At 64.5% G+C, this 14,517-nt stretch carries 15 protein-coding genes; 8 read left to right on the top strand and 7 right to left on the bottom strand.

Annotated elements, in window-relative coordinates:
• Window positions 1-123 precede the first annotated feature (123 nt).
• The 4 genes from CSQ92_RS19005 (at window position 124) to CSQ92_RS29095 (ending at window position 2,831) form a co-directional block, all read left to right on the top strand.
• On the top strand, window positions 124-408 hold the full coding sequence (locus CSQ92_RS19005) for a FeoA family protein (RefSeq protein ID WP_034778868.1): 285 nt from the start codon (window positions 124-126) through the stop codon (window positions 406-408).
• A gap of 2 nt (window positions 409-410) precedes the next feature.
• On the top strand, window positions 411-2,312 hold the full coding sequence (gene feoB, locus CSQ92_RS19000) for a ferrous iron transporter B (protein WP_070281896.1): 1,902 nt from the start codon (window positions 411-413) through the stop codon (window positions 2,310-2,312).
• Between the two features lie 9 nt (window positions 2,313-2,321).
• The gene (locus CSQ92_RS18995) at window positions 2,322-2,597 is read left to right on the top strand and encodes a hypothetical protein (protein ID WP_099395048.1); all 276 of its coding nucleotides are present in this window, start codon (window positions 2,322-2,324) and stop codon (window positions 2,595-2,597) included.
• Between the two features lie 72 nt (window positions 2,598-2,669).
• Window positions 2,670-2,831 carry a hypothetical protein gene (locus CSQ92_RS29095; RefSeq protein WP_161784184.1) on the top strand — a complete coding sequence of 54 codons (162 nt, stop codon included), beginning with the start codon at window positions 2,670-2,672 and terminating at the stop codon, window positions 2,829-2,831.
• Between the two features lie 36 nt (window positions 2,832-2,867).
• Here CSQ92_RS29095 and CSQ92_RS18990 read toward each other — a convergent pair whose 3' ends face one another.
• Window positions 2,868-3,872: an AraC family transcriptional regulator gene (locus tag CSQ92_RS18990; protein WP_257219277.1), complete on the bottom strand. Its 1,005-nt coding sequence runs from the start codon at window positions 3,870-3,872 to the stop codon at window positions 2,868-2,870.
• 44 nt (window positions 3,873-3,916) lie between these two features.
• On the opposite strand from CSQ92_RS18990, the gene CSQ92_RS18985 reads away from it, so the two are divergent.
• Window positions 3,917-4,906 carry an oxidoreductase gene (locus CSQ92_RS18985; protein WP_099395046.1) on the top strand — a complete coding sequence of 330 codons (990 nt, stop codon included), beginning with the start codon at window positions 3,917-3,919 and terminating at the stop codon, window positions 4,904-4,906.
• Between the two features lie 45 nt (window positions 4,907-4,951).
• On the opposite strand, the gene nagZ is transcribed toward CSQ92_RS18985, so the two are convergent.
• The 4 genes from nagZ to CSQ92_RS18965 form a co-directional block, all read right to left on the bottom strand.
• A complete protein-coding gene (gene nagZ / locus CSQ92_RS18980) occupies window positions 4,952-6,493 on the bottom strand; it encodes a beta-N-acetylhexosaminidase (protein ID WP_099395045.1) in 1,542 nt (513 codons plus the stop codon).
• Window positions 6,494-6,674: 181 nt separating this feature from the next.
• Window positions 6,675-8,285 (bottom strand): FMN-binding glutamate synthase family protein, encoded by a 1,611-nt coding sequence (locus tag CSQ92_RS18975; protein ID WP_070254731.1) that lies wholly within the window; start codon window positions 8,283-8,285, stop codon window positions 6,675-6,677.
• Window positions 8,286-8,388: 103 nt separating this feature from the next.
• Window positions 8,389-9,402, bottom strand: coding sequence for a M48 family metallopeptidase (locus CSQ92_RS18970; protein WP_099395044.1), 1,014 nt, complete (start codon window positions 9,400-9,402; stop codon window positions 8,389-8,391).
• Between the two features lies 1 nt (window position 9,403).
• The gene (locus CSQ92_RS18965; RefSeq protein WP_257219276.1) at window positions 9,404-10,456 is read right to left on the bottom strand and encodes a YjgN family protein; all 1,053 of its coding nucleotides are present in this window, start codon (window positions 10,454-10,456) and stop codon (window positions 9,404-9,406) included.
• A gap of 163 nt (window positions 10,457-10,619) precedes the next feature.
• Here CSQ92_RS18965 and CSQ92_RS18960 point away from each other — a divergent pair, with 163 nt between their 5' ends.
• The 3 genes from CSQ92_RS18960 to CSQ92_RS18950 all read left to right on the top strand — a co-directional run bounded on the left by CSQ92_RS18960 (window position 10,620) and on the right by CSQ92_RS18950 (window position 12,594).
• Entirely contained in the window at window positions 10,620-11,291 is a 672-nt protein-coding gene (locus tag CSQ92_RS18960; RefSeq protein WP_070254729.1) for a glutathione S-transferase, read from the top strand.
• A gap of 71 nt (window positions 11,292-11,362) precedes the next feature.
• Window positions 11,363-12,136, top strand: coding sequence for a 5'-3' exonuclease (locus CSQ92_RS18955; RefSeq protein WP_034778849.1), 774 nt, complete (start codon window positions 11,363-11,365; stop codon window positions 12,134-12,136).
• Window positions 12,137-12,186: 50 nt separating this feature from the next.
• On the top strand, window positions 12,187-12,594 hold the full coding sequence (locus CSQ92_RS18950) for a response regulator (protein WP_034779039.1): 408 nt from the start codon (window positions 12,187-12,189) through the stop codon (window positions 12,592-12,594).
• On the opposite strand, the gene mnmA is transcribed toward CSQ92_RS18950, so the two are convergent.
• Both mnmA and CSQ92_RS18940 read right to left on the bottom strand, forming a co-directional pair.
• A complete protein-coding gene (mnmA, locus tag CSQ92_RS18945; RefSeq protein ID WP_034778847.1) occupies window positions 12,591-13,712 on the bottom strand; it encodes a tRNA 2-thiouridine(34) synthase MnmA in 1,122 nt (373 codons plus the stop codon). The genes CSQ92_RS18950 and mnmA overlap by 4 nt on opposite strands.
• Window positions 13,713-13,742: 30 nt before the next feature.
• Window positions 13,743-14,222 carry an NUDIX hydrolase gene (locus tag CSQ92_RS18940; protein ID WP_010401817.1) on the bottom strand — a complete coding sequence of 160 codons (480 nt, stop codon included), beginning with the start codon at window positions 14,220-14,222 and terminating at the stop codon, window positions 13,743-13,745.
• Between the last annotated feature and the right edge of the window lie 295 nt (window positions 14,223-14,517).

Below are 14,517 nucleotides of genomic sequence, written 5' to 3'. Positions count from 1 at the left end.
ATGGAATGGCCGCTTGTCGGTAATGCGCAACAGTGGCGTTTTACCTCACAAACCTGGCACCAGCGCAAGGCGCCCCGCGCCGCAGCCGGTATCAGGTGTTCTTAATTTGAACGGAATTTGCTCATGACTCTAGTTCCACCCATGATGACGCTCGATGCGCTGGCAGTCGGCCAGAGCGGCACGGTGTTGCATATCACGCCCCACACGGCAGGACAGACGGAGGACGGCGTCGACCTGCCCCGTCGCCTGATGGAGCTGGGATTCGTTCCCGGCGAACGCATCCGCATGCTCAAGCGCGGCATTCCCGGTGGCGATCCGCTGGCCATCAAGGTGGGCAATGCCACGTTCGCGCTGCGTCGCTTCGAAGCGGCGCTGATTACGATTCAACCGCTGCTTCAACCGGAATGACCATGGGTGCTGTCGAAACTATCGTGGATGCGGGCGTGCACAAGCCGCCGCATCAGCCACAAATTGCCTTGCTGGGCAATCCGAACTGCGGCAAGACGGCCCTGTTCAACCGTTTGACGGGCGCGCGCCAGAAAGTGGCGAACTACGCCGGCGTGACCATCGAGCGCAAGGAAGGCCATTTCACCTCGCCAGCCGGCAAACCCGTGCGCGTGCTCGATCTGCCGGGCGCCTACAGCCTGTCTGCCACCACGCCCGATGAAGCCATCACGCGCGACGTGGTGGGCGGCCTGCGCCGCGGCGACCCGCGTCCGGATGCCATCATCTGCGTCGTCGACGCCACCAATCTGCGCCTGAACCTGCGCCTGGTGCTGGAAGTCAAGCGCCTGGGCCTGCCCATGCTGCTGGCGCTGAACATGACGGACGTGGCGCGCAAGCGCGGCATGCTGATCGACACGGCCAAACTGTCGCAGGAACTGGGCATGCCCGTGGTGGAAACCGTGGCGGTGCAGCACGATGGCGAAAAAGCCTTGCTGAACGCCATCGATGCCATGCTGCCGCTGCCGGTCGTGGAAGCGAAACCGCTGGCGGCCATCGATGCCGTCACCGTCGAAGAAACCCAGCGCGAAGTGCGCCGCATCCTGGCCGCCGTCAGCAATGACACGAGCGACAAGGGCAACCTGACGGAAAAGATCGACGACGTGGTGTTGCATCCCATCGTCGGCCCCATCATCCTGGCTGTGCTGATGTTCCTGATTTTCCAGGCCGTGTTTGCCTGGGCCGCCACGCCGATGGAAATGATCACCGATGGCGTGGGCCACCTGGGCGCAGTGCTGACGGCGAACATGCCCGATGGTCACCTGAAAAGCTTGCTGGTGGAAGGCATCATCGGCGGCGTCGGCAGCGTGCTGGTGTTCCTGCCGCAGATTCTGATCCTGTTCTTCTTCATCCTGGCGCTGGAAGACTGCGGCTATCTGCCGCGCGCGGCGTTCCTGCTGGACCGCCTGATGGGCGGCGTAGGCCTGTCCGGCCGCGCCTTCATCCCGCTGCTGTCGAGCTTTGCCTGCGCCATCCCTGGCGTGATGGCGGCGCGCACCATCCAGAACCCGCGCGACCGCCTGGTCACCATCATGATCGCGCCGCTGATGACGTGTTCGGCGCGCCTGCCCGTGTATGCGCTGATCATCGCCGCCTTCATCCCGGAACGCCAGGTATGGGGCTACCTGAGCCTGCAAGGCCTGGTGCTGTTTGTCCTGTACTTCGCCGGCATCATCTCGGCCATGGCCGTGGCCTGGGTCATGAAGCGCGGCATGGGCGTGCGCGGCAACCAGCCGCTGATGCTGGAACTGCCGGCCTATCACTGGCCGCATTTGCGCAACCTGGCCGTCAGCCTGTGGGAGCGCGCGAAGATCTTCCTGACGCGCGTCGGTACCATCATCCTGAGCCTGATGATCATCCTGTGGTTCCTCAGTACCTTCCCCGGCCCGCCGGACAATGCCATCCACCCGCCGATCTACTACAGCCTGGCCGGCATCCTGGGCCGCGGCCTGGAAGTGATCTTCGCTCCCATCGGTTTCAACTGGCAGATCTGCATCGCGCTGGTGCCGGGCATGGCGGCGCGCGAAGTGGCCGTCGGCGCCCTGGGCACCGTGTACGCGCTGTCGCAAACGGGCGACGCGCTGGCGACCACCCTGGAACCGCTGATCGCCCATTCGTGGTCGATGGCCACCGCGCTGTCCTTGCTGGCCTGGTATGTGTTTGCGCCGCAGTGCCTGTCGACCCTCTCCGTGGTGAAACGCGAGACGGGCGGCTGGCGCTATCCGCTGCTGATGGCCGGCTACATGTTTGCCCTGGCCTACGCCGCCTCGTTCATCACATACCGCGTCGCCCTGATGCTGGGCGCTTAGGAGAAAACCATGTGGCAAACCCTCATCGTCACCCTGATCGTCGCAGCCGCGCTGCTGCATTTTTCGACCAAGTACCTGCCGGCGGGCGTGCGCCGCGCCATCGTGCGCGGCCTGGTGCGCTGCGGCCTCGATGAGGCGAAGCTGTCGACCTTCTTCAAGGTGGCGCCGGGCTGCGGCAGCGGCTGCGGTTCCTGCGGTTCCTGCGACAGCCCGCCGCCGCCGTCCGCCACGCCGCCGGCCGACGGCAGCAGCAAGCGCGTGATCCTGATGCAGGTGCAGCGCTAGGGCTTGTATTTCAGTGTAGCCATGGGCCCGCCCGTGGGCTACACTGGGCTTTCCGCATGGCAAGGAGTGGCAATGGCGATACTGTTGATCTTCATGTTTTTGTTTGCGGTCGCCACCTGGCTGCTGGCCAGCCGGCGCGGCCGCCACGGGGGACTCTGGTTCGGCATCGGCCTGTTCCTCGGACCGTTTGCCTTGCTGGCGGTGGCAGCCTTGCCGCCCGTGCCGGCGCGCTGACCTTGTACTATTAAAACCCGCAAGCGCGGGTTTTTTTTACGCCTGCTCGCCCGCGTGGCGCAGCCGGTACTGGCGCGGCGAGCAGGCCATGACGCGCTTGAAGGCGTGGCTGAAGGCGCTGTCGGAATCGTAGCCCAGTGCCTGTGCGATCAAGGTGATGGGTGCGCTGCCGCCCTTCAGGCGCCGCGTGGCCAGGCGCATGCGCCAGCGCAGCAGGTAGTCGAGCGGCGTCACGCCCACCCGCTTCCTGAAGTGCAAGGCAAAGGCGGAGCGCGACTGCCCCGCGACGGCGGCCAGCTGCGACAAGGTCCAGCGCCGCGCCGGTTGCGCGTGCATGGCCTCGATGGCGGCGCGCAGCCGTGGATCGGCTAGCGCGAACAGCCAGCCCACCGGGTGCGAGGCCTGCGCTTCAAGATACTGGCGCAGCATTTGCAAGAGCATCATGTGACCAAGGTGGCGCGTCATCAGCGCCGCGCCGGCCGCCGTCGCCTGCAGTTCCTGTGCCAGCCGTTGCAAGGCCCAGTGCAGCACGCTGGCCTGGTCCGTATCGCCGCGCACGTGCAGCAGCGGCGGCAGGCAGTCGAGCAGGATGGCCGCTTCGTCGCCAAAGTGGAAGCGTCCGCCGATGAGGAAGAAATCGTGCTGCGGCGCGCCGTGGCGGGCCACGCCCTGTTGCGTGTGCCGGTACACTTCCAGCGCTGGCGCGGCCGGCAAGCCGGGCGTGCTGGCCAGGGTGAACGCGCGTCCCGGCGCCAGCAGGAAGCAGTCGCCCGTCTGCAGCGGCACGGGAGCGTCGATGTCCGCGACCGTCAGCCAGCAAGCGCCTTCGATCACGGCGTTGAACTTGATGCCGTCCGGCGGCGGAAAGTCGATGGCCCAGTCGCCGCCCGCCTTCAGGCCGGCAAAGTAGGAGCTGCGCGTATCAAACAGCGAGAGTACATCGGAGAGCAAATCCATGGCGTGGGCAATTCTGGACGATGGCGACAGTATCAAGGATTTTACGCCATTCACCGTCCAGAACGGCTCGCGCAAAATAAGCATGTCGCCAGCCATCCCGCGCTGGCCACCCACATGCAGAGGCAGACATGACACACGGCGATCACAGGCAAATTCCCCTTCATTCCGGCTTCGGCGCGGCCACGACCGCCAGCGAGGTGCTGGCCGGCCGCGACCTGTCCGGCGTGCAGGCCATCGTCACGGGCGGCGCGTCGGGCCTGGGGCTGGAAACGGTGCGCGTACTGGCCGACGCTGGCGCCAGGGTGCTGGTGCCGGCGCGCGACCAGCATCAGGCGCAAGCGGCCCTGGCCGGCATGGCCGGCGTGGAGGTCGCGGCGCTCGACCTGCTCGATCCGCAATCGATCGACGCATTCGCGGCCGCCTTCCTTGCCACCGGCCGCACCCTGCATCTGCTGGTGAACGGCGCCGGCATCATGGCCACGCCCTTGCTGCGCGATGCGCGCGGCTACGAGGCGCAGTTCGCGACGAATCACCTGGGGCATTTCCAGCTGACGGCGCGCCTGTGGCCCGCCTTGCGGCAGGCGCAGGGTGCGCGCGTGGTGTGCGTGTCGTCGCTGGGACACCGGCAGGCGGGCGTTGACCTGGATGACCCGCATTTCCTGCGCCAGCCTTACGACAAATGGCGCGCGTATGCGCAGTCGAAAAGCGCCAATGCGCTGTTTGCCGTGGAGCTGGACCGTCGCGGTGCGGCGCACGGCGTGCGCGCCTACTCGCTGCATCCGGGCGCCATCCTGACGCCGCTGGTGCGCCACCTGGACTTCGACGACTTGCGCCGCGTGGGTGCGCTCGATGAGGATGGCAAGGTGAATCCGCCGCCGCAGTCGGGTTTCAAGAATGTGGCGCAGGGAGCGGCCACCACCGTCTGGTGCGCCACCAGCGCGCAGCTTGACGGCATGGGCGGCGTGTATTGCGAGGATGGCGATATCGCCCCCTTGGTGGAGGACGACAGCATGGGGCCGGGCGTGCGGCGCTGGGCCATCGATCCAGGGCAGGCGCGCCGGCTATGGACGCTGAGCGAACAGATGACGGGCGTGCGCTTCGATTGCGACGCGGCATAAAAAATGCCGGGCAAGGCCCGGCATGTGCAGGAGGGGGGCGTGGCTTTACGCCTTGCCCGCCAGCTTGTCCACCACGGGCACCAGCGCGGCCGGGCGGCAGCCGAAGGCGGCCAGGCGGCCTTGCGCCTTGGGTGCCAGGTTCAGGTCGTAGGGCAAACGGCCCGCCACCAGCCACAGTTTATCGTGCGGCAGGGCTTCGACCAGGCGGCGCTGGCCGCCGACGAACATGGCGTTATACGTTTGCAGCACGATCTGCTGCGCGCCTTGCGCAAAGGCGATGGCCTCGTTGACTTCGTCGTCCAGCGCCTCGGCCGACAAGGCGTACTCGCGCACGTCCAGGCCCGCTTCCAGCAGCGCCGGCAGCATCGAGCTGCGCGCTTCCTTGTTGCGGCCCAGCGCCACTTCGTCGATTTCGCTGCGCGAGCGCACTTCCACCGTCAGCAGGGTCACGGGCAGGCTGGCGTCGAGCGGGCGGTAGTCGCCCTGCACGCGCAAGGCGGCTTTTTGCAGCAGCTGCGACAGGGCCATGGCGGCTGGCTGCATCAGCGCCGGAGGCGTGACGGGGCGGGTGCGCCAGTCGCGCACGGCGCGGTTGCGTTTGAGTTCAGCCACGCGGGCACAAGCGGCATCGATGCGGGAGAGCGCGATGTCACCGCGCTCCACGGCGGCGATGACGGCGTCGATGGCGGCCGTCTGCTGCGCTTCGCGGTGCGAGATGAGGACGATGTCGGCGCCTGCCTGCAGGGTGGCGATGGCGCCCTGGGCGATGCCGATGCCGTCGGCGATGGCCGCCATTTCCAGGCAGTCGGTGATGACGACGCCCTTGTAGCCCATTTCACCGCGCAGCAGGTCCGTCAGCACGCCTTTCGACAGGGTCGCCGGCACGCTGGTGTCGGCTTCGAAGGCGGGGAAGACCACGTGCGCCGTCATGATGGCGTCGACGCCGCCGGCAATCGCGGCGCGGAAGGGCGCCAGCTCCACGGCGCGCAGGCGTTCCTTGTCGTGCGGGACCAGGGCCATGGCGTAGTGCGTGTCGATGGCCGTGTCGCCGTGGCCGGGGAAATGCTTGGCGGTGACGGCCACGCCGCTGGCGCGCTGGCCGCGCATGGCCGCCATGCCGTAGTCGATGACGGTGGCGGCATCCTCGCCATACGCGCGCACGCCGATGACGGGGTTGTTGCGGTTGTTGTTTACGTCCAGCACGGGGGCGAGCAGCATGTTGATGCCCACCTGGCGCATTTCATCGCCGCTGATCTGGTTCATGCGTTCGCAGTCGTCGATGGAGCCGGCCGCCTGGAAGGCCATCGCGGCGGGAATCGGCGTGACGCCCTGCTCGATGCGCATGACCATGCCGCCTTCCTGGTCGATGGAGATCAGCAGCGGAATGTCGGACACTTCCGCATTGATCTCCTGCAGCTCGCGGCACAGGGCGGACACTTGCGCGGGCGTGTGCACGTTGCGGCGGAACAGGATCACGCCGCCCACCTTCTTGTCGCGTATCAAGGTCTTGATATGCTCGTCCGCCTGCAGGGCGTCGAAACCCACCATGAACAACTGTCCTACTTTCTCGCGCAAACCCTGCTCCATGCTGCAACTCCTCCGGGATGTATTGTGACGACGGCATACGTATTCTGGCACCGTGGTGGCGCATCGTGGCGGTCACCGGACAAGCTGCCTTGGTTTTGTACTTGTTTTGGTATTGTATTGGATTTGGGTTTTTGCGCAAGTGGTTATTAAGTGGTATTGCTCCACTTGCGCAATGCCGGCTTTAATCCAGGCGCTGGAACGATGCCGATTGCGCCATGGGCCAGTACAGGCCGAATACGGGCGGCAGTTGCGGCAGCTGGCTCGGGTCGAGCAGCTGGCCCGCTTCCAGGAAGGGCAGCAGGGCCGACGCCAGTTTCACCTGATTCGGCGAGATGCGGCGCACCAGGTGGTGCGGGCGCAGTTCCTGCGGATGCGCGAGGCCGGCGGCGGCGATCAGTTCAGCCAGCGCCTTCATGGTGTTCTGGTGGAAGTGCGCCACGCGGGCGATCTTGTCGGATACCACCAGCGCGCGCTGGCGCTGCGGGTCTTGCGTGGCCACGCCCGTGGGGCAGCGGTCCGTGTGGCAGCTTTGCGACTGGATGCAGCCCAGCGCGAACATGAAGCCGCGCGCCGAATTGCACCAGTCGGCGCCCAGCGCCAGCAGGCGGGCGATGTCGAAGGCCGTGATGATCTTGCCCGAGCAGCCGATCTTGATCCGCTCGCGCAGGTTGGCGCCCACCAGGGTGTTATGCACAAGCACCAGCGCTTCCTGCAGCGGCGTGCCCACGTGGTCCGTGAATTCCAGGGGCGCCGCGCCCGTGCCGCCTTCGCTGCCGTCGACGACGATGAAGTCGGGCGTGATGCCCGTTTCCAGCATGGCTTTGACGATGGCGAAAAATTCCCACGGGTGGCCGATGGCCAGCTTGAAGCCCGTCGGCTTGCCGCCGGAGAGCGTGCGCAGGCGGTCGATAAAGTGCAGCATTTCCAGCGGCGTGGAAAAGGCGCTGTGCGCGGCCGGCGAGACGCAGTCCTCGCCCACCATCACGCCGCGCGTGGTGGCGATCTCGATGGTCACTTTCGGCCCGGGCAGCACGCCGCCGTGGCCCGGCTTGGCGCCCTGCGACATTTTCAGCTCGATCATTTTCACCTGCTCCGAGCTGGCGTTGGCGATGAAGCGCTCTTCCGAAAACGTGCCGTCCTGGTTGCGGCAGCCGAAGTAGCCGGAGCCGATTTCCCACACCAGGTCGCCGCCGTTTTCGCGGTGATAGGGGCTGATGCTGCCTTCGCCCGTGTCGTGCATGAAGCCGCCGCTGCGCGCGCCGCCGTTCAGGGCCAGGATGGCATTGGCCGACAGGGCGCCAAAGCTCATCGCCGAGATATTGAAGACGCTGGCCGAATACGGTTTCGCACGCGGGCAGTCCGGGTGGTTGCCGATCTCGATGCGGAAGTCGTGGCCCGTCACCTTGGCGGGGGCGATGGAATGGTTGATCCATTCATAGCCTGCTTCGTACACGTCGAGCTGGGTGCCGAACGGGCGCTTGTCCGTCTGCTCCTTGGCGCGCTGGTAGACGATGCTGCGCTGGCTGCGCGAGAACGGCGTGGCTTCGCTGTCGCTTTCCAGGAAATACTGGCGGATTTCGGGGCGGATGCTCTCAAAAAAGAAGCGGAAGTGGGCGAGGATGGGGTAGTTGCGGCGCAGGGCGCGCTTGGTTTGCAGCAGGTCGCTGATGCCGACCAGGGTCAGCGCACCGGCCAGCACGGGCAGCCAGTAATGATCGTAGTAAAACAGGGACAGGACAAAGATGGCTGCCGTCGCAATGAAGGTCAGGTAGCGAAATGGTACTAGGTGCATGGGCACTCCGGGGAAGTCAGACTGATAACTGATGAGTCTACCTTCGATTCACGGAACGTGCTGGTCGGAAAGAACGCGGCGCCCGGTGGACGCCGCGTGAGGATCACCGCTGTGCGGCGCGGATGCGTTCGATGCGTTCTGTGCTGGCCGGATGGCTCGACAGGTAAGGCGTACCCTCGTCCAGCTTGCCCAGGGCGACAAACACTTGCGCCAGGTGTTCCAGCGGGATGCCGTTCTGGCGCAGCATGGCGATCGCGTAGTCGTCCGCATCGCGTTCGACATCGCGCGAATACTTCAAGTCCAGCAGCAGCGGCGGCAGGGTGGCCACCACCGTCGAGACGTCGCCGAACAGCAGCGCCGCGCCGGCGCCCACGGCCGAGGTCTGGATGATGCGCCGCGTCAGGTGGCGCTGCTGCAGGTGCCCCAGCTCGTGCGCCAGCACGCCCATGATGGCCTGGTCGTCCGGCAGCAGTGCGATCATCTCGTCCGTCAGCACGATGTCGCCGGACGGCAGGGCAAACGCGTTCGGTCCGATCTTGCTCTTGCGAAACACGATGCGGTGCGCGGGCGTGCTGTCGCCGGGCGTGGCCAGGCGCGCGAACTGGGCGCGCAAGGCTTGCTGGCGCGCGCCATCGAGCTGGCTGGGCGCGAATACATGGCGGTCCAGCATGTCGAGCACGCCCTGGCCCAGCTGCCGTTCGACCGACTGCGGCAGGGTATACGCGATGCCCTTGGCCGCCAGCGGCAGCAGGTATTGATAGCTGAGCCACAGGGCCACGATGGTCGCCACGGTGGCCAGCAGGGCGCCACGCCAGCTTTGCTGCAGCCGCACCACCCAGCCGTCGCGGTGGCCCGTATCGTGCAGCAGGCTGTTGAAGGCCGCCTGGTCGGCGATTTCCAGGTAGGCGCCATCGGCAAAACTCACCTTGCGCACGGCATGGCTGCTGCGTTCGGACACGTGCAGCTCGTCCAGCGGGCAGGTGCGCTCGATGTCGCCGGCCAGCACGGCCATGCCATCGCGCACGCTGAGCGTGACGTGGTACAGGCGCGAGGTCTGGCCGTCGAAATAGCGCGCGGGCACGGGGGCCGCGCCCGGCGCGTCGTGATCGAGCGTCATGCTACAGCGACAGGTCGAAGTCCAGCAGGTCGACCATGCCTTCGCCCGTGGCCGACACTTGCTGGCCCGTGGCGGCGACAAATTCGTCCAGGCTGCCGTGCACCAGCATGGAGGTCGCTTCCAGGCGGTATTTCAGCCAGCGCACATGGGCGAACGGCGTAAACAGGCCCAGGGTGACGACGATGCCCAGCAGGTTGCTCAGCATGACGAAGGTGGTACGGCCCCATGTCAGCTGCGACTGGAACTGGTGCTGCTGCAAGCGCGTATGGTTCCAGATCAGGTTCTGGATCATGGTCAGGAACAGCGGCAGCACGGTGAATGCCCACAGGTACAAGGCGCCGATGGCAAACAGCAGGCTGCCAACCTTGGTCTTGTCATTCGCATTGGCCGCAAACGAGGCGAACACGCTGCCGAAGACGACGAAAATCAGCACCAGCAAGCCGCCCAGCAGCAGCGCGAAGAACAGCAAATAGGTTTTGTAGAAGCTGCCGACCGTGGCGTCAAAGCTGAAATGGGTGGCGCCGAAACGGCTTTGCGTGTGCTGGAAGCGCTTCAGGCGCTGGTGCAGGAAAGGCGTCATCAGGCCGCCCGTGAAGGTATTCAGGATGGGCAGCCACAGGAAGTACTTGTAGGCTTCCCCGGCGCTGCCGCCAAAGCCGAAGCGGATGCCCCGGTAACTGGTGTTGTACAGCTTGAATTGCAGGCTTTTCCAGACCAGCCAGGGCAGGATGGCGGCCAGCAGCACGAACATCAGCAAGCCGACGACGGGCGAGACCTGGAAGGCGATGTTGTAGCCGGCGATCAGCACCACGGCGGCGATGCGGCCTTTCAGGATGGCCACGGCGTTGCCATGGTATTCGAAGCTGCCGCCCGCCAGGTGGGTGCTGGAATAGAAATAGCGGTTGCGGCGCACCTTGGCCCAGGCGGAATAAATGCCCAGGGTGACGATGCTCAGCAGCAGGTTGACGATCCAGATACGGAAGTATTCGCTGCCGGTGGCGCTGAAGGTGATGGCTTCTTGTCGGGGAGGAGTGTTGTTTGCGTCGAAATCCACAGGGGTTTCCTTACTTATTGGAAACAAAACAAGATAAGGGAATATTGAAAAGTTATCAATTGAAAATACTGTTTTTCGCAATTTTTTCGCCGATCCGCTTGTGCCGACCCGATCCGGCCGTCCCGGCTATACTGGAACTCAACCATCGCTTAACGGGAAAACCATGATCGTCGTCCACCATCTGAACAACTCGCGCTCGCAGCGCGTGCTCTGGCTGCTCGAGGAACTGGGCCTCGACTATGAGGTCAAGCGCTACCAGCGCGACCCGAAGACCATGCTGGCGCCCGCCTCGCTGAAGGCCGTGCATCCGCTGGGCAAGTCGCCCGTGATCACGGACGGCGCCAACACCATCGCCGAATCGGGCGCCATCATCGACTACCTGGTCGAGCGCTACGGCAATGGCCGCTTGATCCCGGCGGCCGGCACGCCGGACAAGCTGCGCTGGACCTACTGGCTGCATTTCGCGGAAGGCTCGGCCATGCCGCCGCTGCTGATGAAGCTGGTATTCGACAAGGTCGAATCGTCGCCGATGCCGTTTTTCGTCAAACCCATCGCGCGCGGCATCGCCGGCAAGGTCAAGAGCAGCTTCATCCTGCCCAATATCAACAGCCAGCTGGCCTACATGGAAGCGGAGCTGGAGAAAACCAAATGGTTTGCTGGCAATGAATTCACGGCGGCCGACATCCAGATGAGCTTTCCGCTGGAAGCGGCGGCCATGCGCGGCGGACTCGACGAGCGCCTGCCGAAGCTGACGGCCTTCCTGCAGCGCATCCATGCGCGCCCGGCCTACCAGCGTGCCCTGGAGCGTGGCGGACCCTACGATTTCGCCAAATAAGCGGCATTCAAGCCCGATGTGCAGGGAACCATACGGTAAAATGCCCGATTCAACCAGTATCCACTTACCGCATGGCCAGACTCCTCGCTATCGACGGCTTGAATATCGTACGCCGCGTCTACGAAGCCAGTCCTGAACCCGACTCCGACCTGAAGGCGGAGATCGCGCTGCGCCATGCGCTGTCGTCGTTCCGCACCCTCATCAACGACCACGAGCCGACGCATATCCTGCCGGCCTTCGACTTCGGCGGCCCGACCTGGCGCCACGCCCTGTATGCCGGCTACCGCGAAGGGCGCCAGCCCATGCCGCAGGTGCTGCGCGACGCCTTGCCCGGCTTTTACGCCACGCTGGCCAGCTTCGGCATGCACGTGGTCAGCATCCCCGAGGTCGAAGCCGACGACGTGATCGGCACGGCCGTCATGCGTTGGCTGCACGAGGGGCGCGGCGCGGCCGTCATCGCCACCACCGACAAGGATTTGCATGGCTTGATCGCCCACGGCGCGCTGGTATGGGATCACTTCAAGGGTGTCTGGCACGACCACGCCTGGGTCGAGAAAAAGTTCGGCGTGCCGCCGGAACTGTTGCCCGACCTGCTGGCGCTGATGGGCGACGTCACCGACAGCATCCCCGGCGTGTCGAAGATCGGCCTGAAGACGGGCGCGAAACTGTTGCGCGCCTACGGCAATATCGACGCCGTGATGGCTGGCGCGGGGATTTTGCCCGGCGCGCTGGGCGAAAGCCTGCGAAAAGAGCGGGAAATACTGTATCTTTCAAGAAAGTTAGTGGCGCTGAAAACGGATGTCACGTTAGGCGTGACCTGGAACAAGCTCGTGTGGGAAAAATAGAGCGCTTTTGGCCAGAACACGGAATAAATCAAGCAAGGGAAGTAATCATGATGTTAAAGACAGTCCTGATCGATAGCAGCGCCGTGGCGCGCGGCCTGCTGAACACGGTCCTGACCGATGGCGGCTACGATGTCTGCGGGCAGACGCATACCAGCGCGCTGGGACTGGCGCTGCTGGTCAAGCACCACCCGCATTTCGTGTGCATCGCGCGCGAGCAGGTGGAAGACGGCAGCAATGTGGTGCAAACCATCCGCGCCCAGTATCCGAAGACGCTCATTTTCATGGTCTCGGGCGGCATCGACGCCGCTTCGCTGCAGGCCGCCCACGCCATGGGCGTGTCGGGCTTCATCGTGAAACCGTTCATGGCCGATACTGTCCTGAAAACCGTGCGCAACACGGTGATTGCCATGGTGCGCAAGCAGCAGGCACTCGCCGCCGCCGCGCAAGGCAACTCCTAGCTGCCGGCCAAACCTGTGGCGCTGGCGATGATGCCGCCACCGAGGCACACGTCGCCGTCATACAGCACGGCCGACTGGCCGGGCGTGACGGCCCATTGCGCCTGGTCAAACGCCAGGCTGAAGTGTTCATTCCCATCCGGCAGCAGCTGGCAAGCCACGTCGGCCTGGCGGTAGCGCGTCTTGGCGCTCAAGGCGCCCGCTTGCGGCGCCACACCGGCAACCCAGCTGGCCTGGTCGGCCGTCAGGGATGGCGACAGCAGCCACGGGTGGTCATGGCCCTGCACCACCCACAGGGTGTTGTTGGCGATATCCTTGCGCGCCACATACCAGGCGTCGCTGCTGCCGTCCGCATTCTGGTACGACTTCACGCCGCCGATGCCGATGCCCTTGCGCTGGCCCAGGGTATAAAAACTCAGTCCCACGTGTTCGCCCACGGTCTTGCCATCGGCCGTCTTCATCGGACCGGGCTTGTAGGACAGGTAGCGGTTCAAAAATTCGCGGAATGGGCGTTCGCCAATAAAACAGATGCCCGTCGAATCCTTCTTTTGCGCGTTCGGCAGGGCCAGTTTCTCGGCGATCTGGCGCACTTGCGTCTTCGGGATTTCACCGAGCGGGAACAAGGTCTTCGACAACTGCGCCTGGTTCAGGCGGTGCAGGAAGTAGCTTTGGTCCTTGCTGGCGTCGACGGCTTTCAGCAGCTCGTAGCGGCCCGCATCGGTGGGCGCCTGGCGCACGCGCGCGTAGTGGCCGGTGGCGATCAGGTCGGCGCCCAGGGTCATGGCATGGTCGAGGAATGCCTTGAACTTGATTTCGGCGTTGCACAGCACGTCCGGGTTGGGCGTGCGGCCGGCCTGGTATTCGCGCAGGAAATCGGCGAACACGCGGTCCTTGTATTCGGAGGCGAAATTGACGGCTTCGATATCGACGCCGATGACGTCGGCCACGCTGGCCGCGTCGATCCAGTCCTGGCGCGTGGAGCAGTATTCCGAATCGTCGTCATCTTCCCAGTTTTTCATGAACAGGCCGATGACTTCATAGCCTTGTTCCTTCAGCATCCATGCCGCGACCGAGGAATCGACCCCGCCCGACATGCCGATAACGACTTTCTTCTTGCTCATCTTGCTTTCCAGTTACTTTTAATAATATTGCTATGCGCTATTGAAAACGGACGCATGCGTGTGCAGCAGGGCCAGCGGCGCGCGCCGGCCGGCCAGGTATTCGTCCACGCACTGCAGCACCAGCGGGCTGCGGTGGCGTTCCTGGCACGCCGCCAGCTCGTCGCGCGTCATCCACAGGGTGCGGATGATGCCTTCGTCCAGCGGGCGGTCATGCTCGGCGCCGGCCGTGCCGCAAAAGGTGAAGCGCAAATAGGTCACGTCCTCGCCCGTGCGCAGTGACTGATAGCGCGACATATACATGCCGACCAGTGCCGTGGGGATGAAATCGTAGGCCGCTTCTTCCAGCGTTTCGCGGATCACCGCCTGCTCCAGCGACTCGAACGGATCGAGATGACCGGCCGGCTGGTTGAGCTTGATGCCTTCGCTGGTCTCTTCTTCAATCAGTAAAAACAGGCCGTCGCGCTCGACGATGGCGGCAACGGTGACAGAGGGTTTCCAGATTCTCGGCATGATTCCATCCTTGAAAGAGCCGACATTTTATCTTGTTCTGCGCGCGCGGTTTGAAGCCGGCCTTCTGTTGCGCGGACATATTGATAAATGACAACGTTTTAGCAAATAGCGGTGGGAGGTACTTACGTCTTTCCCGGGGAGCGCACTAGCATGGGGGCATTGGCGGCAAGATGGCAGGAAACGCCCGCTAATATAGGCTTTCCCTGTGGTCAAAACAAGCGCGCACACGTGCTCGACTGTGGTGAGATTGACACACCTTTCCCACAATATGGTCGCCGCGCCGCATGGTGAAACG

The sequence above is a fragment of the Janthinobacterium sp. BJB446 genome (assembly GCF_002735655.1).
Classification (GTDB): Bacteria; Pseudomonadota; Gammaproteobacteria; order Burkholderiales; family Burkholderiaceae_D; genus Janthinobacterium; species Janthinobacterium lividum.
The sequence above is the reverse complement of the archived record's forward strand: the minus strand, read 5'-3'. Positions and strand labels throughout refer to the sequence as shown.